General features: G+C 68.5%; 24 protein-coding genes and 1 other RNA gene. 14 read left to right on the top strand and 11 right to left on the bottom strand.

Annotation, left to right across the window (positions count from 1 at the left end; translation table 11 throughout):
- Nucleotides 1–321: hypothetical protein (locus M0R80_09285; protein ID MCK9459817.1), on the bottom strand; the 321-nt coding region annotated here is incomplete at its 3' end.
- A 151-nt stretch (nt 322–472) separates the two neighbouring features.
- Between M0R80_09285 and M0R80_09280 the strand changes: the two genes are divergently transcribed.
- From M0R80_09280 to M0R80_09270, 3 genes are read left to right on the top strand one after another with little or no spacing between them, the layout of a single operon-like run.
- A complete protein-coding gene (locus tag M0R80_09280; GenBank protein MCK9459816.1) occupies nt 473–2,305 on the top strand; it encodes a phosphoenolpyruvate carboxykinase (GTP) in 1,833 nt (610 codons plus the stop codon).
- Nucleotides 2,306–2,307: 2 nt separating this feature from the next.
- Entirely contained in the window at nt 2,308–2,925 is a 618-nt protein-coding gene (locus M0R80_09275; protein ID MCK9459815.1) for a MotA/TolQ/ExbB proton channel family protein, read from the top strand.
- A 3-nt stretch (nt 2,926–2,928) separates the two neighbouring features.
- Nucleotides 2,929–3,354 carry a biopolymer transporter ExbD gene (locus tag M0R80_09270; protein MCK9459814.1) on the top strand — a complete coding sequence of 142 codons (426 nt, stop codon included), beginning with the start codon at nt 2,929–2,931 and terminating at the stop codon, nt 3,352–3,354.
- A gap of 12 nt (nt 3,355–3,366) precedes the next feature.
- On the opposite strand, the gene M0R80_09265 is transcribed toward M0R80_09270, so the two are convergent.
- Nucleotides 3,367–4,029 (bottom strand): nucleotidyl transferase AbiEii/AbiGii toxin family protein, encoded by a 663-nt coding sequence (locus tag M0R80_09265; protein MCK9459813.1) that lies wholly within the window; start codon nt 4,027–4,029, stop codon nt 3,367–3,369.
- Entirely contained in the window at nt 4,016–4,318 is a 303-nt protein-coding gene (locus tag M0R80_09260; GenBank protein ID MCK9459812.1) for a hypothetical protein, read from the bottom strand. The genes M0R80_09265 and M0R80_09260 overlap by 14 nt, the downstream gene beginning before the upstream one ends.
- A gap of 229 nt (nt 4,319–4,547) precedes the next feature.
- On the opposite strand from M0R80_09260, the gene M0R80_09255 reads away from it, so the two are divergent.
- On the top strand, nt 4,548–5,228 hold the full coding sequence (locus M0R80_09255; protein MCK9459811.1) for a hypothetical protein: 681 nt from the start codon (nt 4,548–4,550) through the stop codon (nt 5,226–5,228).
- A gap of 62 nt (nt 5,229–5,290) precedes the next feature.
- On the opposite strand, the gene M0R80_09250 is transcribed toward M0R80_09255, so the two are convergent.
- A complete protein-coding gene (locus tag M0R80_09250; protein ID MCK9459810.1) occupies nt 5,291–5,965 on the bottom strand; it encodes a DedA family protein in 675 nt (224 codons plus the stop codon).
- Nucleotides 5,966–6,097: 132 nt separating this feature from the next.
- Between M0R80_09250 and ssrS the strand changes: the two genes are divergently transcribed.
- From ssrS to M0R80_09225, 5 genes are all read left to right on the top strand, one after another.
- Nucleotides 6,098–6,285, top strand: a non-coding RNA gene (gene ssrS, locus M0R80_09245) — 6S RNA.
- Nucleotides 6,286–6,370: 85 nt separating this feature from the next.
- On the top strand, nt 6,371–8,104 hold the full coding sequence (locus M0R80_09240) for a glutaconyl-CoA decarboxylase subunit alpha (GenBank protein ID MCK9459809.1): 1,734 nt from the start codon (nt 6,371–6,373) through the stop codon (nt 8,102–8,104).
- Nucleotides 8,105–8,122: 18 nt separating this feature from the next.
- Nucleotides 8,123–8,386: a hypothetical protein gene (locus M0R80_09235; GenBank protein MCK9459808.1), complete on the top strand. Its 264-nt coding sequence runs from the start codon at nt 8,123–8,125 to the stop codon at nt 8,384–8,386.
- A gap of 86 nt (nt 8,387–8,472) precedes the next feature.
- A complete protein-coding gene (locus tag M0R80_09230; protein ID MCK9459807.1) occupies nt 8,473–9,252 on the top strand; it encodes a hypothetical protein in 780 nt (259 codons plus the stop codon).
- Nucleotides 9,249–10,517 (top strand): glycoside hydrolase family 5 protein, encoded by a 1,269-nt coding sequence (locus M0R80_09225; protein MCK9459806.1) that lies wholly within the window; start codon nt 9,249–9,251, stop codon nt 10,515–10,517. The genes M0R80_09230 and M0R80_09225 overlap by 4 nt, the downstream gene beginning before the upstream one ends.
- Nucleotides 10,518–10,536: 19 nt before the next feature.
- Here the strand turns inward: M0R80_09225 and M0R80_09220 are convergent, their stop codons facing one another.
- The gene (locus M0R80_09220; protein ID MCK9459805.1) at nt 10,537–12,144 is read right to left on the bottom strand and encodes a flagellar biosynthesis protein FlhA; all 1,608 of its coding nucleotides are present in this window, start codon (nt 12,142–12,144) and stop codon (nt 10,537–10,539) included.
- Between the two features lie 23 nt (nt 12,145–12,167).
- Complete coding sequence (locus M0R80_09215; protein MCK9459804.1) at nt 12,168–12,872, bottom strand: HAD-IA family hydrolase; 705 nt, start codon at nt 12,870–12,872, stop codon at nt 12,168–12,170.
- A gap of 100 nt (nt 12,873–12,972) precedes the next feature.
- On the opposite strand from M0R80_09215, the gene M0R80_09210 reads away from it, so the two are divergent.
- Nucleotides 12,973–13,962: a TraB/GumN family protein gene (locus tag M0R80_09210; GenBank protein MCK9459803.1), complete on the top strand. Its 990-nt coding sequence runs from the start codon at nt 12,973–12,975 to the stop codon at nt 13,960–13,962.
- A gap of 1 nt (nt 13,963) precedes the next feature.
- Here the strand turns inward: M0R80_09210 and M0R80_09205 are convergent, their stop codons facing one another.
- On the bottom strand, nt 13,964–15,355 hold the full coding sequence (locus M0R80_09205) for a dipeptidase (protein MCK9459802.1): 1,392 nt from the start codon (nt 15,353–15,355) through the stop codon (nt 13,964–13,966).
- Between the two features lie 482 nt (nt 15,356–15,837).
- Between M0R80_09205 and M0R80_09200 the strand changes: the two genes are divergently transcribed.
- Together M0R80_09200 and M0R80_09195 are read left to right on the top strand one after the other, a co-directional pair.
- Complete coding sequence (locus M0R80_09200) at nt 15,838–17,025, top strand: FG-GAP-like repeat-containing protein (protein MCK9459801.1); 1,188 nt, start codon at nt 15,838–15,840, stop codon at nt 17,023–17,025.
- An 8-nt stretch (nt 17,026–17,033) separates the two neighbouring features.
- On the top strand, nt 17,034–17,864 hold the full coding sequence (locus tag M0R80_09195) for a formylglycine-generating enzyme family protein (protein MCK9459800.1): 831 nt from the start codon (nt 17,034–17,036) through the stop codon (nt 17,862–17,864).
- A 16-nt stretch (nt 17,865–17,880) separates the two neighbouring features.
- On the opposite strand, the gene malQ is transcribed toward M0R80_09195, so the two are convergent.
- Entirely contained in the window at nt 17,881–19,416 is a 1,536-nt protein-coding gene (gene malQ / locus M0R80_09190) for a 4-alpha-glucanotransferase (protein MCK9459799.1), read from the bottom strand.
- 75 nt (nt 19,417–19,491) lie between these two features.
- Here malQ and M0R80_09185 point away from each other — a divergent pair, with 75 nt between their 5' ends.
- Nucleotides 19,492–19,857, top strand: a complete 366-nt coding sequence (locus M0R80_09185) for a TerB family tellurite resistance protein (GenBank protein MCK9459798.1) — start codon at nt 19,492–19,494, stop codon at nt 19,855–19,857.
- Nucleotides 19,858–20,115, top strand: a complete 258-nt coding sequence (locus tag M0R80_09180; protein ID MCK9459797.1) for a hypothetical protein — start codon at nt 19,858–19,860, stop codon at nt 20,113–20,115.
- 153 nt (nt 20,116–20,268) lie between these two features.
- Here M0R80_09180 and M0R80_09175 read toward each other — a convergent pair whose 3' ends face one another.
- The 3 genes from M0R80_09175 to M0R80_09165 all read right to left on the bottom strand — a co-directional run bounded on the left by M0R80_09175 (nt 20,269) and on the right by M0R80_09165 (nt 22,803).
- The gene (locus M0R80_09175; protein MCK9459796.1) at nt 20,269–21,153 is read right to left on the bottom strand and encodes a GGDEF domain-containing protein; all 885 of its coding nucleotides are present in this window, start codon (nt 21,151–21,153) and stop codon (nt 20,269–20,271) included.
- A gap of 157 nt (nt 21,154–21,310) precedes the next feature.
- Nucleotides 21,311–21,940 carry a hypothetical protein gene (locus tag M0R80_09170; GenBank protein ID MCK9459795.1) on the bottom strand — a complete coding sequence of 210 codons (630 nt, stop codon included), beginning with the start codon at nt 21,938–21,940 and terminating at the stop codon, nt 21,311–21,313.
- The gene (locus M0R80_09165; GenBank protein ID MCK9459794.1) at nt 21,937–22,803 is read right to left on the bottom strand and encodes a hypothetical protein; all 867 of its coding nucleotides are present in this window, start codon (nt 22,801–22,803) and stop codon (nt 21,937–21,939) included. Before M0R80_09165 ends, M0R80_09170 begins: the two co-directional genes overlap by 4 nt.
- Between the last annotated feature and the right edge of the window lies 1 nt (nt 22,804).

Raw genomic sequence — 22,804 nt, 5'->3', positions numbered from 1 at the left:
GGTCGAATAGCATTCGTACGGGCAGACGTCGGCATCCGTATCCGTGTCCGTATCCGTGTCCGTGTCCGTGTCCGTGTCCGTGTCCGTGTCCGTGTCCGTGTCCGTGTCCGTGTCCGAATCGGTACCCGTGTCGCTCTCCGTGTCCGAATCGGCATCCGTGTCCGTATCGACGTCGGTGTCCGTGTCGGAGTCCGAGTCCGAGTCCGAGTCCGAATCCGGTTCGCCGACGTCCGCCTCCATGTTGGCGCAGCCCACCAGCGCGTGCACCCCGCAGAACAGGGCGACCAGAGCGACGCAACGCTTCAACGTATCGATCCTCATGAAAACGCTCTCCCTTCCGCCCCCGTATCTATGACCTCATAATCTAATACATTTGTCGCATAACCTTGCGTCGGCAATGAAATCCAACGTGAATATTTTCTCCAAATGGATGATAAACCATTCGGACGTGTTACCGGAAGAGAGGTCCCAGATGGAGAAGACGGCACACGAACGAACACGGAACAAGGCTCTTCTGCAGTGGGTCGACGAGATCACGGCGCTCTGCACGCCGGATCGGGTGCACTGGTGCGACGGTTCCCAGGAAGAGTACGACAGGCTCTGCGCCGAAGCGGTCGAGGCGGGGATGTTCACCCGCTTGAACCCCGACAAGCGGCCGAGCTGCTTCCTCGTCCGATCCCACCCGAGCGACGTGGCGCGCGTCGAGGAGCGCACGTTCATCTGCTCGCCCGAGAAGGACGATGCGGGTCCGACGAACAACTGGATGGCCCCGGACGAGATGAAGAAGACGCTCCGCGCCTCCTTCGAGGGCTCCATGCGGGGCCGCACGATGTACGTCCTCCCGTTCAGCATGGGGCCGCTCGGCTCCAAGATCGCGCACCTCGGCGTGCAGATCACGGATTCGATCTACGTCGCGGTCAACATGCGGATCGTGACGCGCCTGGGACAGGCGGCGCTCGACGTGCTCGGCGACGGCCCGTTCGTGAAGTGCCTGCACTCGGTGGGCGCGCCGCTCGCCCCCGGCCAGAAGGACGTGGCGTGGCCGTGCGAAGGGGACATCGGCAAGAAGTTCATCAGCCACTTCCCCGCGACCCGGGAGATCTGGTCGTACGGCTCGGGCTACGGCGGCAACGCCCTGCTCGGCAAGAAGTGCCTCGCGCTCCGCATCGGCTCGACGATGGCGCGCGAGGAGGGCTGGCTCGCCGAGCACATGCTCATCCTCGGCCTCGAGTCGCCCCAGGGTGAGAAGACCTACATCTCGGCGGCGTTCCCGAGCGCCTGCGGCAAGACGAACCTCGCCATGATCGTGCCCCCCGCGGGCATCGACGGCTGGAAGACGACGACGGTCGGCGACGACATCGCCTGGATCAAGCCCGACAAGGACGGCACGCTGCGCGCCATCAACCCCGAGAACGGGTTCTTCGGCGTCGCGCCCGGCACGTCGTACAAGTCCAACCCGATGGCCATGGACTCGATGACGCGCAACAGCATCTTCACCAACGTCGCGCTGACCGACGACGGCGACGTCTGGTGGGAGGGGATGGACGGCGAGCCGCCGGCCCACGCGATCGACTGGCAGGGCAAGGACTGGACCCCGGGCTGCGGCCGCGTCGCCGCGCACCCGAACTCGCGCTTCACGGCGCCCGCGTCCCAGTGCCCGACTATCGATCCGGCGTGGGAGGACCCGCACGGGGTGCCGATCAGCGCGTTCGTCTTCGGCGGCCGCCTGTCGAAGACGTTCCCGCTCGTCTACGAGGCGCACGACTGGAAGCACGGCGTGTTCATGGCCGCCACCATGGGCTCCGAGGCCACGGCGGCGGCGATCGGCCAGGCCGCGATCCGGCGCGATCCGTTCGCCATGCTGCCGTTCACCGGCTACCACATGGGCGACTACTTCGCGCACTGGCTGTCGATGGAGGGCAAGGGCTACAAGCTGCCGCGGATCTTCCGCGTCAACTGGTTCCGCAAGGACGCGGACGGCAAGTTCATCTGGCCCGGCTACGGCGAGAACATGCGCGTGATCCTGTGGATCGTCGACCGCGCCCGCGGCCGCGGCGAGGCGGTCCCGAGCCCGTTCGGCCTACAGCCGCGGTACCGCGATCTCGACTGGCGCGGCCTCGACTTCAAGGAGACCTCCTTCCGCAGCGTCACCGAGATCGCGAAGGTCGGCGCCCTGGCCGAGGCCGAGGAGATCAAGGCGCACTTCGCCAAGTTCGGGAAGAAGCTCCCGGCGGCGCTCGAAGAGCAGCGCGTCGCCCTGCACGACCGGGCCGCGGCCGCGGGGGAGATCTGGAGAGCCGAGTAGGCATGGACACCTTCGGAATCACCGGCGTCTGGGATCTCGTCAAGGCCGGCGGCTTCGCCATGTGGCCGCTCATGATCTACTCCGTCGCCCTGTGGGCGGTCGTGTTCGAGCGCATCTGGGCGCTGTGGGGGATCCTCGACAAGTGCCGTGAGTTCCAGGAGAAGGTGATCCCGGTCCTGGCCAAGCAGCAGTCCGACATCGCGACCGACCTGTGCAAGGGCGAGCGGCTCCCGGTGGAGAAGCTGTGCCGGTTCGCGATCTCCAAAAGGAGCACCCAGAACGTCGCGGAGAAGGTCGAGACCAAGCGCAAGCAGATCGTCCACGACCTGAAGCGGCCGCTCTGGATCCTGGCGACGATCGGGGCGAGCGCGCCGTTCATCGGGCTGTTCGGCACGGTCGTCGGGATCATCCGGTCGTTCCACAGCATCGCGACGACCGGGGCGAGCGGCTTCACGGTCGTCTCGGCCGGCATCAGCGAGGCGCTGATCGCCACCGCGGCCGGCATCGTCGTCGCGGTGATCGCGGTGATCTTCTACAACTACTACAACATGAAGATTAACCGGATCGGGCTGTACCTGAAGGGGTTCTCGGACGAGCTCCTCGAGACGTTCGGGAAGTAGCGCATGGCGAGCAGGGGTCCAGACGACGCGGACGACGACGATGTCGGCTTCTCCGAGATCAACATCACGCCGCTGACCGACATCTTCCTCGTGCTGCTCATCATCTTCATGGTGACGAGCACGGTGCTGAGCCAGAGCGGCATCAAGGTCAGCCTGCCCAAGGCGTCGAGCGACACGACGTCCGTGCAGCCCGACAAGGGGATCACCGTCGCCGTCAAGTCGGACGGCAGCATCTACCTGAACGAGAAGAAGACCTCCCTCGAGACGTTGACCGCGGACATCCAGGCCGCCCTGCCCCTCTCGAAGGACAAGCTCGTCGTGCTCGAGGGCGACGAGAAGATCCTCCTCGGCACGGCCGTGATCGTGATGGACAAGGCGCGCAAGGCGGGCGCGCAGCGCTTCGCCATCGCCACGAAGAGCGAGAAGTAGAAGAGGCCCGAATCACTGCGGACGTGCCGCTTCCACCAACCTCGCGACGAACAGCTCCTTGAAACCGGCGAGTTTCTGCGCCTCTCCTCCATCGATCCCGCTCGCCATCGCGAGCTTTGCGACGTCGAGATCGCGCAGCACCCACGCCAACGTCATGGACGAAAAACCGGAGTCGACGAGCGGGGCGGTCTCCATCCCCCGTGCGAGATCCTCTCCGCTTTCCAGCAAGGCGCGAACGTCGATGAGATCGCGGATCTCGGCCCGGCTCATGAGCGTGCAAAGCTTGGCGGCGAGCAGCTCTCCGCGAGAAGCGATCTGCACGGTCGCATCGCCCAACAACACCTCGATCGGCGGGCAAGGCGGCTCAGCAAGCTCGCTGACCAGATCCACGATGACCGTCTCTTCGGCGGAAGAAACCGACAGCCGGACGAAGTCGCGGGTCGACCTGATGCTCGTCGCCTTCAGCCCTTCGGCTTCGATTAGAGCGGTAACTTGGGAACCGAGATCGCCGAGCCCGTCGCTGCGCCGGAAGAAGAGATCCAGGTCGCGTGTCGTCCTGTGACCGAAGTGGAAACCGGCGAGCGCCGCGCCTCCGACCAATGTCCACGGGGGGCTCAGCCGCGCGAGCAGAACCAGGATCCTGGTCTGGAGCCCGCTCAGCCTACTCTCGGCCATCGTCGCCCGTCTCCCACTGCTCGAAGAGCCAGCGCCAGTGCTCTCGCGTGCGCCCGAGGTGCCGCTCGAGGTGGGGCCACAGCTCGCGAATCCTCGCCCTCGTCGTCAGTTTGAAGACGTCTTCGGGCCGCGCTTCGCGCATCAGCTTGGCGTGGAAGTAGCCGCTCACGACGGGATCCGGATCGGCGAGCCGCTGTTCGAGCGCCTCGAGATCCATGTCGACATCCCACAGGAAGTAGGGACGACCTTGAGCGTCGAGGAGCACGTCGTGTTGAGGTTGGCCGGGCATCCATTTTCTCCTCTGCGACTATATCTTGGTCGACGCGGGCCTGCAAACGAAGGGGGATGGGGCGGAGGCATCGCCCCGTCCCACGGAACGACGACGTCGCTCTTTGTGCCGTGATATAGTTTCGGAGGGGTTGAAGCTCGTCGATGTCAAAGCTGTTTGATTGGCGGTTGGCCGGCGCGCAGCGCTTCGCCATCGCGACGAAGAGCGAGAAGTAGGGGGCGACCAAAGCGTGATCCGCGGAGCAAAACGTCTCTGGATTCCCTTGTTGGGGCTTCTCATCCTGGCGGGGCTCTGCGAGCCCACCTCGGCTGAACCCGTCGACCGGCGAAAGTTCTATGCCACGGTCGGAGCGACGGGTGGCTACGCCTTGTTCAAGGAGAAATACGGCGGAGAGCTGCAGGGAGAAACCATAGAGAAGGAACGTTGGTACGGCGGAGCGTTCGGAGGCGTCGAAGCCGGATTGATGTGGCCCGTGGCCACGCGATTGGACTTGGGGGTGCGCCTCGGTCTCGACTTCGGCCGCTTGCGTACGGCGTGTGAATCAATGGCGTGCGGGATGTGCCTAGACGACTCGCAAGACGACACCCTCTGTGATGAGTCGAGCACGAGCTCCGTGGACTGCGTCTGCGACTACAGCAATCGCTTCGCTGTGCTCGGCGCGGCGACCGCGGTGCTGGCCGTGCCTCTGGCAAAACGGATCTGGCTGGAAGCGCAGCTCGGGCTGCTCTTGTGGGTGGACGGGAAAACCGAACCGTCGATGAGCCTGCTCTGGGCAGGCGCGGTGGGCTTCCATCTCGCCGATTTCGGGCGCGTGCGCTTGTTCCTCCGCCTCGAGATCGATGGCGCCTGGCGTATCGATTCCGATCAGCTCGGGCTCCTGCCGCGCGCGGCGATCGGCGTGCGGTTCTAACGAATCTCTGGGTCCAAGGAATTCCGGGGACGGTCCTTAACAGTTTAGTAAGCTCCGGGCGGCTACAGCTCGGCGTCCTTCTCCCGCTCGAGCTCCTTCGCGGCGGCCGCGGCCAAGGCGAGGCGCTTCTTGGAGGCGACCTTGGCCTTCCAGACGATGTAGACGATGTACAGGAGCACGAGCCCGCCGAGCACGGAGAAGGTGATCGTCTTCCCGCGCTGGATGTAGCCGAGCAGCGTGTCGATCTCGTTCCCGAACTTGGATCCCACGAGGAGCCACACCGGGACGCTCACGAGCGCGGCGATCCCGTCGTAGGTGATGAACTTGGCGTAGCGCAGGCGTGAGCTGCCGGCGACGAAGAAGATCGGGGCGCGCAGCCCGGGCAGGAACCGCCCGACCAGGATGATCTTCGGCCCGTACTTCCTGTAGTACGCCTTGACCTTGAGGATCCTTTTGGGCGTGGTGAAGAACATGACGAGCCGGCTGCGGAGCAGCTTCTTGCCGAGCCGCTTGCCGAACCAGTAGATGATCGTGTCGCCGACGAGGACGCCCGCCATGCACACGAGCAGCGCGATCACCCAGGTCGTCTGCTGGAGGTGGATGAGGTAGCCCGCCGAGATGAGCGGGATGTCCTCCGGGATCGGCAGCCCGAGCCCGCACAGGAGCAGGACGCCGAAGATCGCGAGGATCCCCAACCCGCCTTGGAGAGAGGTCAGCTGGAGGAAAAGATCTTCCAAGAAGTCTCCGGCGGCGCGCCGATCCGGCCCGAACCGCGACGCATTTTAGAGCGTGCCAAGCGCGGACGGCAAGATCTTTCACCTGCGGCGACAGCCTTGAACCGCGCGCGGCGAGGGCACATACTCTTGGAGGACCCTCTGGGGTGTACGTTGCCGGGGCGATGAGAGTAATCCCGCTGTACCAAAACCCCGGGGCCTGTTCCTCGTCGCGGTGTGCAGACCGGTCATTGCGTATCGGAAGCCTGAAGCGGCGACACGGGACCCACGTAGAACGGACGCGGGGTTTTGACGCCATTCGGGACGGCACATCCGGAGGGTCCTTTTCTATCTTCCCCTTGAACCTGCCCCGCGGGATGGTATGACGGCTCTCGCGGCCCTTCTACGACTCAACGCGGAGGTGATTCGATGAGGAAGTACTTCGAGAAGATGAACGACATCGGCAAGGCGCTCAACCCCAAGGCGATCGAGCGCAACCGAGACAGCGTCGAGAAGATCCGCGGTGTGGAGGCGGTGCTCGCGGCCGAGATCGAGCGCGTGAAGAGCGCGGGGATCCCGGCGGCGGATCTCAAGAAGCGCGGCCAGATGACCGCGTGGGAGCGCCTCGACTACCTCGTCGACGAGGGCACGTGGTGCCCGCTGCACACGCTCTACGATCCGAAGGGCAACGAGGAGGGGACGACCGGCGTCATCGACGGCCTCGCGAAGATCTCCGGCAAGTGGGCGGTCGTGATCGCCTCCGACAACAAGGTGCTCGCCGGGGCCTGGATCTCGGGTCAGGCCGAGAACATCCTGCGCGTCACCGACCTCGCGAAGCGGCTCCACCTCCCGCTCGTCTGGGTGCTCAACTGCTCCGGCGTGAAGCTGCCCGAGCAGGAGGAGGTCTACCCGGACCGCCGCGGCAACGGGACGCCGTTCTACCGCCACACGGAGCTCGAGCAGCTCGGCGTGCCGGTGCTCGTCGCGATCTTCGGGACCAACCCGGCCGGCGGCGGCTACCACGGCATCAGCCCGACGATCCTCGTCGCGCACAAGGACGCGAACATCGCGGTCGGCGGCGCCGGGATCGTGGGAGGCATGGCGCCCAAGGGCGGCTTCGATCTCGAGGGCGCGCAGCTGATCATCGACGCGCAGAAGAAGCTCCGCGCCACTCCGCCGGGGCGCGTGGAGATCCACTACAACGAGACCGGTTTCTTCCGGCACGTCGAGGAGACGGAGACCGGCGTCCTCGACGTCATCAAGAAGTACATGGCGGACATGCCGGCGTACAACCCGAGCTTCTTCCGCGTCGCCGCCCCGGCGGAGCCGAGGTTCCCGCCCGCGGAGATCGACAGCATCATCCCGTTCGACCAGAAGCAGACCTACAAGGTCGAGGAGGTCATCGCGCGCCTCGTCGACAACTCCGAGCACACGGAGTTCCGGCCGGGCTACGGCCCGGAGATGTACACCGGCCTCGTCAAGATCGACGGCTTCCTGTGCGGCCTCATCGCGAACCGGCAGGGGTTCCTCGGCGCGGGCTACCCGGAGTACGCGGACTACGCCGGGATCGGCGGCAAGCTCTACCGCCAGGGGCTCATCAAGATGAACGAGTTCGTGCCGCTCTGCGGCCGCGACCGCCTGCCGATCATCTGGCTGCAGGACACCTCGGGCATCGACGTCGGCGACGTCGCGGAGAAGGCGGAGCTGCTCGGCCTCGGGCAGTCGCTCATCTACTCGATCCAGTCGACGGACGTGCCGATGATGGCGGTGGTGCTGCGCAAGGGGACCGCCGCGGCGCACTACGTCCTCGGCGGCCCGCAGGCCAACGACAACAACGCGTTCACGCTCGGCACGCCGACCACCGAGATCTACGTCATGCACGGCGAGACCGCGGCGGTCGCGAGCTTCTCGCGAAGGCTCGTCAAGGATCAGGAGGCGGGCAAGGATCTCCAGCCGACCATCGACAAGATGAACGCGCTCGCCAAGAAGTACCACGACCGCTCGCGCCCAGAGTACTGCGCCAAGCGCGGCTTCGTCGACGAGACCGTGAAGTTCGCCGACCTGCGCAAGTACGTCGTCGCGTTCGCGGCGGGGATCCACCAGAACCCGATCTCGTTCTGCCCGCAGCACCAGATGCTCCTGCCCCGCATCATCAAGGGCTGAGCGCGCGACGGGCGACTTTTGACCGCTCGACTCTGCAGCCAGTGCGAGGCCCCGCTCCCGGAGGGCGCGCCGGGAGAGACGGTCCGCTGCGCGTTCTGCGGCGCCGCGCACGGGCCCTTTCTCTCGTCGGCGCAGCGCAAGGCGATCGACCTGATCGGGGCGCTCGAGGCGGCGAAGCGCGAGGGGAGACCCCGGCGCAGCCTCTTCCCGCTCATCCTCGTGATCGCCGGCCTCGCCGTAGCCGCGGCGATCGTGACGGGCGTCGTCCTGGCGGCCCGCTAGCCGTCCGCCGAGTTCGAAACATCCGGGAGCTTCGTTCGTTCCCACGTATTATCATGTAGAAGCTCCGCGAACCCGAGGAGGGCTGAATGCTGACGTTCAAGGCGCGCTTCCTGATCCTAGTCGGCCTCTTCGCGGTCACGGGCTGCGCCAAAGGCGAGATGGCCGGCGGCGGCTCGTCAGGCGATTCGGATTCGGACTCGGACTCGGACTCCGACTCCGACACGGATACCGATACTGACATCGACACGGACACGGATACGGACACCGACACAGACTCCGACTCCGACACAGACTCCGACTCCGACTCCGACTCCGACACAGACACCGACACCGATACGGACACCGACACCGATACGGACACCGACACCGATACGGACACCGACACCGATACGGACACCGACACCGACGACTGCCAGCTCTCCGCGATCGCCGGCGGCTGGGCGTCCGGCGACGACGGCTGGAGCTACGGTGACAACTGGGTGCGCGAGAGCGGCTACATGCGCTTCGACGACGACCCGCACGACACCGGCTACACGTCGGACCTCACCTCGCCGACCGCGAACCTGAGCGGCTGCGCGTCGGTCGAGCTGACCTACGCCATCACGCTCGACGACTACTACGACGACTACTACGGCTACGACGAGGAGATGAAGCCGCAGTGCTGGAACGGCTCCGGCTGGGCGACGCTGACGACGTACACGGACGGCGACGACACCTGGGACGAGAGCTTCGCCTGGACCGTCGCGACGCACGCGCTGCCCGTCGAGTGCCGAACCGCGGCGGCCCAGATCCGGTTCCGGGCCGTCGGCGACGACACCTGGGACATCGACTACTGGGGGATAGACACGGTATCGTTGGGGCCGTGAGCGTCCAGGCAGGATCGAGACGACGGCGCCGGCGGGGAACGCTGTGGCTCGCTGCGGCGATCTGCTCGCTCGGCTGCGAAGTCGCGCCGGAGGGGGATCTCTGCGCGGCGGCGGCATCCAAGATCGATCTTTGGACGAACGGGGCGTGCCTGCGCGGCGCCAACGTCTACCAGCGCCGCGTGTACCCGGAGATCGACGGGACGGGCCTGGGCGCCGGCGCGGTCGGCCCGCCCTACGGCGCCGAGGATTTCGAGGGTCTCGCAGCAACGGGCGCGAACGTGGTCGACGTCTCCCACCCGGGCATCTTCTCCGAAACGGCGCCGTACGATATAGACGAGGCCGTGCTCGAGAACCTGTACGCCGCGGTCGACGGCGCGGCGGCCGCCGGGCTGTTCTCCGTGATAAGCTATAGGACCGGTCCCGGCCGCAACGAGTTCGTTTTCCTCGACGAGGAGGACCCCGAGTGGGTCGGCGAGAGCCTCGACGACGAGACGCTGTGGCAGAGCGCCGAGGCGCAGGACGCGTGGGCAGCGATGTGGCGCGCGACGGCGGAGCGCTTTCGCGATCACCGCGCGGTCGTGGCCTACGACCTGATGGTCGAGCCGAACTCGAACGCGCTCGTCGGCGCCTATTCGCCGGAAGAGTTCTACCCGGCCTACGACGGCAGCCTGCTCGATTGGAACCGCCTGTACCCCCTCCTGGCGGCCGCGATCCGGGAGGTCGACACCGAGACGCCGATCCTCGTCGGCGCGCTCGGCTGGAGCCACGTCGGCTGGCTCGGCCACCTCTGGCCGATCGACGATCCGCGAGTCGTCTACGCGGTGCACCAGTACGACCCGCGCGCCTTCACCTCCCAGGCGCCCGGCGACTGCCTGGCCTACCCCGGGTGGTTCGACGCGGACGGCGACGGCGCCGAGGAGGACGTCGACGAGGACTGGCTGCTGGAGGCGCTCGCGCCCGTCGACTCCTACCGGCAGCTGACCGGCGCGCCCTTGGCCGTCAACGAGCTCGGCGTCGCGCGGTGGGCGCCCGGCGCCGCACAGTTCCTGTCGGACGAGATCGACCTGCTCGAGCGGCTCGACACGGGCTGGGCGATCTGGCTGTGGTACCCGTCGTTCGAGCCGTGGGCCGAATACGACGAGTTCAGCGTCCTGAACGGGCCGGACCCCGCGAGCCACGCCCCTTTGCAGGACAACGAGCTGCTCCGCACGGTGGAGGCGGCGTTCGAGCGCAACGCGATCTTCCCGGACACCGCGCCCTGGTGACGCTGAACCGGAGCTGATCTCACACCGATATCCGCGCCGCGATCCGGACCTCGACGTCGCCCTCGAGCTCGCCGTGGGCGATCACCTCCGCCGCGACGCCGTGCGCGCGGAGCGCGGCCGCGAGGGGGCGCCGCACGCGGGGCGGGACGAGGAGCAAAGGCTTCTCCATCGCGCCGAGCGCCGCCGCGCACGCCGCGACGACGCCGCGGAGATCGGCCTCGGGCATGGCGAGCCGCTCGCCGTCGGCGGTCCGGCACAGCGCGTTGTCGAGCACCGCCTCCACGTCGCGCTCGAGCATCGCGACGTCCACGCTCCTCTCTGCACCGACGAGCCGCGAGGTGATGACGCCCGACATCCGGCGCCGGAGCCGCTCCGCGAGCTCGACCGGGCCGCCCTCGCCGCCGTCCCGGGCGAGCGCCTCGAGGAGGTCGCCGAGGTGCCCCTCATCGAGGCCGTCGGCGCGCATCAGGGTGAGCAGCTCGGCGAGCGCCGGCAGCCCGACGAGGCGCGGCACGGTCTCGCGCACGAGCACCGGCTTCTCGGCGGCGAGCGCGTCGACGAGCTCCTGTGTGCGATCGAGATCGAAGGGGCGGCGCGGATCATCCACCTCGACGGCGCCGTTGCGCGACGCCGTCCTTCCAGCGGCCAGCGCCGCGCGCAGGTGGAGCGCACCGGGGATCGCGAGCAGCGCGCCGACGACGGCGAACGGCCACACCGGGAAGCCCGGGAGGGCGGCCAGCGCGATCATGGCGGCCGCCGCGACGAGCAGCGCGAAGGGCTCCTTCCCGAGCTCTGCCGCGACCGCGCCTCCGAAGCTCTTATCCGCGTCCCCCTGCCCGAGACGGGTGACGAGCAACCCGGCCGCCGTCGAGATCAGCACCGCGGGCAGGAGCGTGACGAGCCCGTCGCCTATCGTGAGCCGCCCGTACGTGTCGAGCGCGGCCCCAACCGACATGCCGTGCCGGAGCGCGCCGACCGCGACACCGCCCACGAGGTTGACGCCGATGATCGCGAGGTTGGCGATCGCGTCGCCGCGGACGAACTTCATGGCGCCGTCGAGCGCGCCGTAGTAGTGGCTCCGCCGCTCGAGCTCGGACCGCCGCCGGCTCAGCTCGCGCGCCGAAATGGCGCCGGAGCGGAGGTCGGTCTCGATCGCGAGCTGCATCCCGGGGAGCGCGTCCAGGCTGAACCGCGCCGACACCTCCGCCACGCGCTCCGCGCCCTTCGTGATGACGAGGAAGAGCACGATCGCGAGGATCCCGAAGGGCACCGCGCCTATCAGGATGTCGCCGCCCACCGCGAAGCTCCCGAAGGCGCCGATGATCTCGCCGGCGTCCGCCTCGGACAGGATGAGCCGCACGGAGGAGACGTTCAGCGCGAGCCGGTACAGCGTCGCGACGAGCAGCAACGTCGGGAACGAGCCGAACGCGAGCGGGCTGCGCATGGAGAGCGCCGCCGTGAACAGGACGACGGAGAGCCCGAGGTTCACGGCGATGAGCAGGTCGAGGAGCGCCTGCGGGATCGGGACGACGAGCACGACGATGACCGCGATCGCGAGCGCGGCGACGCCGACCTCACCGGCGCCCGGTGCGCGGGGGAAGAGACGGCGTCTCGTCGTCTGGGTCATTCGCATCGCCCTCACGGATGCGGTCACATAGCACGGTCCGGGCGGGGCCCGCCATACCCGATCTCGGCGCGCCGGCCGAGGAGCGCGCCCGGCAGGAGCTCGGCGCCGTCGACGAGGAGATCCGGACCCGCAGCCTCGAGCGCCTCCCGCCCGCCGATCCCCCAGGTCACGGCGCAGGTGGCGCAGCCGGCCGCGCGGCCGGCCGCGACGTCCATCGCCGTGTCGCCCACCATCCACGCCGCGGCGGGCTCGACGCCGAGGCGGTCGAGCACCGCGCGGACGACCGCGGGATCCGGCTTGTGCGGGATGTCGTCACACCCCTGCACGACGGCGAAGTGGCGGGAGAGGTCGAGCTGCTCGCACACGCGGACCGCCTGCCGCGTCGTCTTCGTCGTCGCGATCGCGAGCCGGACAGGCGCGAGCCGCTCGAGGCAGCCCCGCACGCCGGGGTAGAGCGCCGAGCTGCGGGCGCAGTTTTCGAAGTAGAAGCGCCGGTACGCGTCGACGGCTTCGGGCAGCAGCGCCGCGCGATCGGCCGGGAGCCAGCTTCGAAAGATGGCGTCGAGCGGCTCGCCGATCCGCGGGACGATCTCCGCGAGGCGCCGCGGCGGGCACCCGATCCCTGCGAGCGCGGCGTTCACGGCGGCGGCAATGTCGTCCCGGCTGTCCACGAGCGTGCCGTCGAGGTCGAAGATCACGAGCTCCACGCGGCAGGGTTCGGTTGGCATACGCGGCACTATAGCCGAGCCGGATCCGGGACGCGATCTCCCGGAGTCGCCTTGTCCTACATTTCTTGACATTTGACTACAACGGCGTCACACAGATCTCATGACGTTCGGATCCCGTTCCCTCGCCTTGCCGTTCGCAGCCGCCGCGCTGTGCCTCGCGACCTGCGGCGCCCCGCCGAGCACCGAGCGCGCGGCCGAACAGCCGGCGATCCGGCGCGCCGTCACAGCCGACCAAGCGGCGCTCCCCGGCCAGCCGATGACCTTCCTGTGGCGGATCGCGTCGCCGACGGGTCCGCGGAAGACCGTTTACCTCTTCGGATCGATCCACGCCGCGACGCCCGACTTCTACCCGCTCGATCCGGTGATCGAAGAGGCGTTCGACGCCTCGGACGCGCTCGTCCTGGAGCTCGGTCCCGGCGATCTCGATCCCGGCGTGGTCAAGGGCGCCGTGGTGAAGCGCGCGCTCCTTTCGGCGGGCGTGACCATCAAAGATCGCCTGAGCCCCGAGACGTGGGGCGCTCTCGAGAGCTGGCTCGAGGAGAGGAAGATCCCGATCGCCATGGTGTCGAACTTCGAACCGTGGTTCGCGGCGCTGTCCGTGATCCAGATCCAGACGAGCGAGATGGGGCTCGACGCGTCGCTCGGGATGGATCGTCACTTCATCGATCGCGCCGGCGCTGCGAAGCCCATCGAGGCGCTCGAAACGCTCGACGAGCAGCTCGCCGTCTTCGACGGCCTCTCGCCAGCGCTCCAGGAGTGGGTGCTCGCCGACGCGCTCGACGACCTCACACCCGAGGGAAGGGCGGAGCTCGAGCGGCTCGTCGGGGCGTGGAAGGCCGGCGACGCCGCCGCCGTGCACGAAGTCTCGCGGGCGCCGTTCACCGAGGATCCGAGGCGCGAGCCGCTCTACGACGCGATGTTCACCCGCCGCAACGCGGCAATGGCCGACGCGATCGACGCGCTCACAGAGACGTGGGATCGTCTCTTCGTCGTGATCGGCGCCGGGCACCTCGTGGGCCACGACGGCGTCGTGGCGCTGCTGGACCGCCGCGGCTACAGCGCGGAGCAGATCCCCGCGAGAGGCCGCTGAATCAACCCTCCAGCTCCTCGAAGAACGCCGCGACCGTCTTCACGCCCTTCCTGAAGCACCCGAGGCTGAGCCGTTCGTCCGGCCCGTGGGCGCCGTCGTCCGGCAGCGCGAACCCCATGAGAACCGCCGGCGCACCGAGCGCCTCGACGAGCACCCCGACGATCGGGATCCCGCCGCCGCACAGCGATCGCAGCGGCCGCACGCCGAAGCCGCGCTCGAACGCCCGCGACGCGGCCCCGAACGCCGGGCTGTCCCCCTCGAGCAGCGTCGCCGCGAGCCTGGCCCGCTCGGAGAGCTCGACCGTCACCGCGGACGGCGCGCGCTTCGCGACGTGCGCCGCGAGGCAGCGGCCGACGTGCTCGGGTTCCTGGGCCGGCACGAGGCGGCAGGTGATCTTGGCGCGCGCCTCGGCCGGGATGATCCCCTGGAACGCCGCGCCGAGGACACCACCCCACATGCCGATGACGTCGAGGGTCGGCCTGGCCCCGATCCGCTCGGCGGGGGAGAACCCGGGCTCCCCGAACGCGGCCGGGGCGCCGGTCTCGCGCAGGATCCGGGCGTCGTCGATCCCGAGCCTGCCCAGCTCGGCGCGCTCCGCGGCCGGGAGCTCGCGGACGCCGTCGTAGAACCCCTCGACCGCCACCCGGCCCGACGCGTCGTGGAAGCTCGCCACGATCTCGGCGAGCGCGTGCAGCGGGTTCATGACGACGCCGCCGTACGCGCCCGAGTGCAGATCCCTGGCGGGTCCGCGCACGACGAGCTCGCCGGCCCAGATCCCGCGCAGGCCGCAGTCGACGCTCGGCCGGTCCGGTGCCGCGATCGCCGTGTCCGACACGAGCACCGCGTCGGCGCCGAGGCCGGCGGCGTTCTCCCCAACCCAGCGCGCCAGGGCGCCGCTGCCGACCTCCTCCTCGCCCTCGTACAGGAAGCGGACGTTCACGGGCAGGCGGCCCAAGGTCGCGAGCAGCGCCTCCACTGCCGCGAGCTGGATCGCGATCTGCCCCTTGTCGTCCGCGGCGCCGCGCGCGAAGAGATCGTCGCCGCGCTCCGTCCTGCGGACGCGGGCCTCGAACGGCGGTGCGCTCCAGGCCTCGAGCGGCCCGGCGGGCTGCACGTCGTAGTGGCCGTAGCAGATCACGGTCGGGCGATCCGCGCCCGCGCCGAGCCAATCGCCGCGCACGATCGGGTGGCCGCAGGTCCGGACGACCTCCGCGTTCGCGACGCCTACCCTCCGCAGCCGCGCGGCGAGCCACTCGGCGGCGCGCACCAGGTCGCCGCGGCGCTCGGGATCGGCGCTCACGCTCGGGATCGCGAGCCACTCGCCGAGCTCGGCGACCAGCCGGTCGAAGGAGGAGTCGAGCCACCTCGCAACGGCATCGTCGGTCTCGGTCATGTCCCCTCCTCTCGAGCGCCCAGCGCGCGCCGGTGTTCTGTGGTACCGTGTTTCGAGACGCTGGAGAAGGCAAAGACAACGAGGGGAGGAAGCGTATGCGAACACTTCGCTGGAAACACGGGCTCTTCGTGTCGGCATCGCTGCTGTGGCTCGCGGCGCTCGGGTGCGCGGAGTCGGCCAACGAGCCGTCCGCATCGGACTCGGACTCCGATTCCGACACCGATACCGACACGGACGTCGACACGGATTCGGATTCGGATTCGGACACGGACACCGATTCGGACACGGACACCGATATCGATTCCGACACCGAGGCCCCGGACCAGGACTCCGACGGCATCCCGGACGACGATGACGCGTTCCCCACCGACCCGTCCGAGTGGGACGATCACGACAGCGACGGCACCGGGGACAACGCGGACACCGACGACGACAACGACTCCATCTCCGACCTCGAGGAGGCGGACTACGGCGCGGACTGCGTGATCTCCGATCCCTTCTCGGCGGACGGAGACTCGGACGACATCCTCGACGTCGATGATCCGTACCCCCTCGATCCGTTCCCGGAGTACATCATCCAGGCGAACAACAACGGCACCTTCTACTTCTACCTGTCGAACCAGGACGGCACCTTCCAGGATCAGATCGAATGGCCGGCGGACGACATCGACGACAACTACCGCGCGTTCGCGATCGCCGACTTCGACGACGACGGCCGGACCGACTTCATCGCCCACGACGCGACCGCGGACGGCACGACGGGCGATTTCGAGATGTACTTCTTCTACCGCACCGACAAGGAGGACGAGTTCGTCCAGATCGACGTCGGCCCCACCGCCTTGCGCGCGGGCGGCATCGTGGCGGACGTCAACTCGGACAACCTGTTCGACCTCGTCACGGCGACACGGTCGCCCTCCTCCGGGTACATCGAGTCGATCACCGGCTGGGTCTTCCTGAACAACGGGACGATCCGCACGGCGGACTGCGCGGTCGCGGACTACCCGGACACCTCGTGCGCCTTCACCCTGCGCGAGGCGTTCACGCTCGGCACGGGGAGCGTCGTGGACGGCCAGTGGGGCTACTCCCAGAGCCGGCAGGCGATGGACATCACCGGCGACGACGTTAAGGACATCGTGTTCGCCGTCTTCGCGAGCGGCGGCGCGACCTCGGCGAACGTCTACCGGCTGGACGGGGTCGGCGACGGCACGTTCAGCTCCACGCCGACGTCCGTCCTCACGCACAACTACCCGGTCAACTCCACCGTGTTCGCCGACTTCACCTCGGACGACAACGGCGATGTGCTCATGGGATTCGACGACGACGGCGATCCGGGGCAGAGCTGGTACTACGTCGGCGACGGCTCCGGCGGGTTCGCCTCGACGGCCTACCCGGCGATCGACCTCGAGCCCGCGATCGAGTCGGGCTCGGACTCGCCGGGCGTGACGAGCAGCGCCCAGGTCTTCGATTTCGACTTCAACGGTGACATGGACGTCATCGTGGGCCACTGCTACTCCGGCGACGCGTGGACGGGCCCGTCCATCCTGGAGATCTACATGGGCAACGGCGACGGGACGTTCGACGCGCCGTACCAGGTCGGGCCGCTGTTCACCGACTCCCTCGCGCAGTCGTTCGAGATCCCGAAGCGGCTGTGCGACTGGTACGAGCCGTAGGCCGATCCGTGGCGAGGCTCACCTGGCTGACGATCGCGGCGCTGTGCCTCGGCTCGGGCGCCGCCGGCTGCGGCGACGGCGCGGCGGGCGACTCGGACACCGACTCCGACTCCGACACCGACTCCGACTCGGACACCGACTCCGACTCGGACGCGGACGCGGATTCCGGTTCCGATTCGGACGCCGGCCCGGACGGCGGTACGGACACGGACACCGAGATCTCCCCCTGCCCCGCCGGGATGGCGCTCGCGGGGTCGGCGTGCGTCGACAGGTGGGAGGCCTCGCTCGTCGACTGGTCCCCCTACGACGTCCCGGAAGACGGAGTCGCGACCTCGATCGGAGGTGTCGTGCCGCAAGGCTACATCAGCGGCGACGTCGCGGCGACGGCGTGCGAGGCCGCGGGCAGGCGGTTGTGCACGCTCGACGAGTGGCTGCGCGCCTGCCAGGGCCCTCTCGAGTGGACCTGGCCGTACGGCGACACGTACGTCGACGGCGCGTGCAACGACACGTACCCGGGCACGCACCCCGTTGTCGACTACTTCGGCACGAGCGATGGCGTCTGGGACGGCGAGCACATGAACGATCCGGGGATCAATCAGCAGGAGGACACGGTCGACACGACCGGCGCGAACCCCGGCTGCGTCACGGCCGAGGGGATCTTCGACATGCACGGCAACCTGCACGAGTGGATCGCGGATCCGGACGGCACGTTCAAGGGCGGCTTCTACGCGGACGGCTCGATCAACGGCCCGGGGTGCACGTACACGACGACCGCGCACACGACGACCTACCACGACTATTCTACGGGCTTCCGCTGCTGTGCGGATCCGGTGTTCTGACCGGCGTTCCCGCCCTTCAACCCGGTGCCCTGCCGCTCGCCTCGATCAGCTCCCGGATGGCGCCGACGCGGCGCAGGGTGAGCTCTCTACCCTCGAGCCGCCACTGCCAACTCCGGCCGGGCGGGCTCCCGGGCGTGTTCATGCGCGCCTCGGAACCGAGGCCGAGCAGATCCTGCATCGGGATCACGGCGAGCCGGGCGACCGATTCGAGCGCGGCCTCGACGAGCGTTCGCGCGATCTCCCGCTCTCCGCCGCGGACGCGCAGGGTCCGCCGCACGTGCTCCCGGACATCCGCACCCGCGGCCCGCCACCAGCCGACGAGCGTGTCGTTGTCGTGCGTGCCGGTGTAGACGACCTGCCGCTCGCGGTGGTTCTCGGGCAGGTGCGCCGCCCCCGCGCCGTCGCCGAAGCCGAACTGCAGCACCGCCATGCCGGGCAGGCCGAACGCGTCGCGCAGCGCGAGCACGTCCTCGCCGACCAGGCCGAGATCCTCTGCCACGAACGGCGCGCGGCCGAGCCGGGCCCTCGCGGCCTCGAGCAGCTCGCGACCGGGCGCCCGCACCCACCTCCCGCGCCGCGCGTCCCGCGCCCCGAACGGAATTTCGTAGCACGCGCAGAGGCCCCGGAAGTGGTCGATCCGAACCCAGTCCGCGAGCTCGAGCTCCCGGGCGAGCCGCGCGGTCCACCAGCGGAAGCGCTCCTCGCGGTGCGCGCGCCAGCGGTAGACCGGGTTGCCCCACAGCTGGCCCTTCTCGGAAAAGTAGTCCGGCGGCACACCGGAGACCGCGCGCGGGCGCAGCTCGCGATCCAGCGCGAAGAGCTCGGGCCGCGCCCACACGTCGACCGCGCCCCGGGCGACGTAGAGCGGCACGTCTCCGAAGAGCCGGAGGCCGAGCTCCCTGCATCGCGCCGTGAGCGCGCGCCACTGCACGTCAAACAGGAACTGGATCGCGCGGTACCGCTCGACATCCCCGGCGAGCGCGGCGCGGGCGGCGCGGATCGCGCGGGCGCGGCGGCGCTTGAGAGGAGCCTCCCACCGCCACCACGGCGCGCCCCGGTGCCTTCGCGCGAGCGCCGCGTAGAGCGCCGCGTCGTCGAGCCAGGCGGGCCCCGCCTCCTCGCAGAACGCCGCGAAGCGGTCGCCGAGAGCTGCGCCCCGGCCCGCGAGCAGCGCGCGCGCCGCCCTGTCGACGAGCGGCCGCTTGAACGCCGCGGCGGTCCGGTAGTCGGCCGCGCCGCGCGGGAAGCCCGGTGGGTCCCACACGTCCCGGCGCTCGAGGAGCCCGCGCGCCACGAGGTCGTCGAGATCGATGAGCAGCGGATTGCCGGCGAACGCGGAGAGCCCGGAGTACGGCGAGCCGGTCGCGTCCGTCGGGTGGAGCGGCAGGATCTGCCACGCCGAGAACCCGCACTCCGCCGCGAGCCCGGCAAAGCGGTGCGCGGCCGCGCCGAGATCGCCCACACCGTGCCCTCCTGGCAGCGACGTGACGTGGAGGAGGACGCCCGCGCCGCGCGCGCCGACGGGGGTCGACCGGGTCGATGGATTTTCCATGCCGGGATCATCGCGCGGATTGGGTTTTTCTCAAAATCGGGTTAACGTTGCGCACCGCACGCGAGGAGGATCGACATGACCGAGCTCACGAAGAAGGACCAGGTGCAGATCTGCAAGGTCGTCGCCCAGGCCATCCTGGCCGACGCGCAGCTCGCGGACGCCGAGCGCGAGATCCTGAACGAGCTGATGGACCGCTACGGGCTCGACGACGCGGAGCGCAAGGACGTGCTCGCCCGCAACATCGGCGACGATCCGGTGGCGCTGGCCGAAGGCATCGAGGCGCTGGACTCCAAGAACGCGCTGATCGTGGAGCTCGCCATGGCCGTGGCCGCGGACGGCGCCCTGGCCAAGGCGGAGCGGGAGCTGATCGCCGAGGTCGCGACCGCCCTCGGCATCGCGCAGGACGAGGTCGACAACCTCATCAAGACCGCGCTGCAATAGATGGACGAAATCGATCGCAGGGCGGGCAGGCCGGTGAACGGTCTGGCGATCGCCGGGTTCATCACCGCGTTCTTCTGCGGCGTCGTCGGGCTCGTCCTCTCGATCCGCGCGCGCAAGGAGACCGACGATTACAACAAGTCCCTGGGCGGCCTGGGCGGGAAGGGGCTCACCACCGCGGGGATCATCGTCTCGATCGTCAACATCGTTTTCGAGGTCGCCTACGTCGTGCTGTCGTTCGCCATGCCGGACACGTACTGAGACCCTGGGTGCGCAACGCGAAGGTGCGCATGGCCGACGCCCCGGACTACGTCGTCATCCGCATCCGCCCGGACGTCATCGAGCACATGGGCCAAGGCTCGCCCCCCACGCAAACCATTTCACAGCTCGGAGATGCGACGTCGGCGGCTGCGTCTAGACCACGATCACGACCCGGTTCTTCCCTTCCAGCTTCGCCCGGTACAATCCCTGATCCGCCTTTTCGACGAGCGCATGCGCCGTCGTCGTGTCCGGGTCGCATGCCGCCACCCCGAGGCTCACGGTGATCGCCTGATCCCCGACGCGGATCGTCATTGCCTTCGCTCGGATCCTCTCCGCCACCTCGCCGGCCTCGGCGGCGCCCGTGCCAGGCAGGATCACGGCGAACTCCTCGCCCCCGTAACGACAACCGATGTCCGAGTCCCTCGAGGAGGCGCGGAAGATCTCCGCGAGCTCCACAAGGACGCGATCGCCCTCCTGGTGCCCGTGCCGGTCGTTGACCAGCTTGAAGTCGTCGATGTCCGCGAGGATCAGGGACACGATCATCCCGTAGCGAAGGTAGGTCTTCAGCTCGAGCCCGACGATCTCGTGGCAGCTCGTGTGATTGAACAGCCCCGTCAAGCCGTCGCGCATCGAGAGATCCGCGATCCGGGCGATGTGCCCCTCGTTGATCACGGTGGAAGACATGATGTCCTTCGTGACATTCGAGAGATAGTCCAGCGTGGCGACGGTGACGCGCACGTTCCGGCCAAGCAGCTTCGACATCGTGTATTTGTGTTGGAGGATGTCGTGCCACAAGATCCGGGCGACGGCGGGGGCGAAGAACTGGTGGGTGGTCGCGTAGAGGAGATCAGTGAAGAACAGATCCTTGCGCCGCTCCTCCATGTCGCTGAGAACTTTTCGCTCCTCCTCGGACAGGGGACGGTCCCCCGCAAACGCGGAGACCAGGCTGACGGTCAGCGCGTCTGGGCTCAAGAGCCCGCGCAGCCGGGCGTCGTCGGCTTCCTTCCGGAACTGCACCCTTTGTGTGTCGTCTCCCATTTTCCTCGTCGTGGTTCGGCACTCCAAACGCTGCATCTTCCGAGCCAACGGCACGAATGGAATGATTGGGGTCAGTTGCCTCTCTTCGGCATGCCGCGGCGCGCAATAATCAATCAAGATGAGCTGCCGTCTCGTTCGAATTGAACAGGATCCGTCTTTACCCCACCACCCCCAACCAGTCGCGGAGCAGGAAGAGCACCCTCCCGATGAGCAGGTAGACGCGCGAGAGGATCGTGTAGCTGAACGACGCGCCGAAGCCGATCATGAGCACCCACGTGCCGACCTTCGCGGAGGCGCCGAGGACCCCGCGGTGCGCCTTCGAGAAGATGAAGTACGTCAGCGCGGCCACGGTCCCGAGGAGGAGCACGATCTCGCCGACGACGCTAACGGGATCCCCTTTGAAGCTCACGTCGATCGTGCCCATGACCTGCTCGATCACGCCCGCGTCCATCTCGGTCGGGATCGCGAGCCCGAGGTCGACCGCGAGCCAGAACGCGAGCGCGATCTTCGCGAGATCCCGGACGCGCTCGATGTACTTGCACGACCACAGGAGGCAGACCACCACGACGACCCACAGGTGCGCCTCGGTCCCGGCGCCCCGCTCCCACAGCGGGCGCACGAGCTCGGGGATGAACACGCGGTCCCAGTAGGTGCAGAACATGTACCCGGTCGACAGGCCGACGAGCAGGTGCTCGATCGCGCAGAACACCGGGTTGTCCTCGACGAGGAACGAGAACACGCCGATCGTGAGCAGCGCGGCGATCCAGATGTAGGGATCGCCGCTCAACGCGTGGCCCCCTTCGCGCGGCCCGCGCGGCCGAGGAAGTACGCCGCGTTCCCGATCACGATGAACGCGAGGATCACGGCGAGCGCCAGCGACTGCGATCCGAGCCCGCGCGTCGCGTCTCCGGGCTCCTTCCGGATCCCGCGTTCGAGGAGGATCCCCTCGTACTCGGCCGCGGCCCGGCCGCCGCCGAGCAGCCCCCGGATCTGCCCGGTCTGCAGGTACGGGTAGTAGTCGGTGGCGTTCACCGCGGTGGCGCCGACGAGCAGATCGATCCCGTGCGGCGCGACCGCGTACTGCACCCAGAACCGCGGCATGGAGTTCGAGGCGACGTCGATCACGGCCGAGACGTCCTTGAGGCTCTTCACGCCCCGCATGATCGGCAGCTCGGCGAGCTTCGTGCCGCGGTCGTCGGAGTGGAAGTACGCGCCGATGTTCGTCCCCATGCCGTACATCGTGTAGGCGTACGCCGAGGCGTAACCGAGGAAGACGTAGTCGACGCCGTACTCGAGCCCGTGCCGCTCCTCCATCCGCTCGAGGTAGCGGCGCAGCGGCGACGACGCCTCGGTCATGAACGTGATGAAGACGACCTTGCACCTGGCGGCGAAGACGCGATCGAGCACCGCGAGCAGCAGAGGCTCCATCTCGGCAACGGTCTGCGGACCGAAGTCGACGCCGACGAGCAGCGGCTTGCCCTCGCCTATCGCCCTCTCGAGCGCGGCGTCGAACGCGAGGGTCTCCCGGGACGGCTCGGCGCGCATCTCGACGGGCGAGAGGAACGGCAGGACGACCACCACCGCGACGGCCGCGAACACCGCGCGCCGATCCAGCCGGGAGAGCCTGCCGAGGAGGGCGCGCGCGTCCATT

Source organism: Pseudomonadota bacterium, from assembly GCA_023229365.1.
In the GTDB taxonomy this organism is placed as follows: Bacteria; Myxococcota_A; Polyangia; order JAAYKL01; family JAAYKL01; genus JALNZK01.
This window is presented reverse-complemented; position numbering and strand designations above follow the sequence as displayed.